The 391-nt window shown below is 35.8% G+C and carries 1 pseudogene; it reads left to right on the forward strand.

Going from position 1 to position 391, the window contains the following annotated elements:
- Positions 1 to 391, forward strand: a pseudogene (locus ACODS7_RS32740) (IS5/IS1182 family transposase); the annotation flags it as partial.

Genomic DNA, 391 nt, shown 5'->3' on the forward strand with positions numbered 1-391 from the left:
CTCTATCAGATACTATTCCAGATCATTCTACAATCAGTTGGAATCGCCGTACCCGATTTATTCATACAAATATTTTTGAAGAAATTTTTGATGAGATTGTGAGGCAAGCGACAGAGCACCGGATGGTGGGAGGACGTGCACTGATGACAGATTCTACGTACATTAAGGCCAATGCTAATAAAAATAAGTTTGTACATAAATATAAAAAAGAAAAGGCAAAGTTTTATATAGATGAACTAGAAGCTGCGGTAATTGAAGATTGTGAGGTACACGAAAAAAAGAATTAAAACCCAGAAAGGAAAGTGATACTCCCACTAAAAAACTCGTATAAGTACTACGGATCCAGATAGTGGATTTTTAATGAGAGATGGAAAACCGAACGGTTTTCATT

Source organism: Bacillus sp. FG16, from assembly GCF_057809515.1.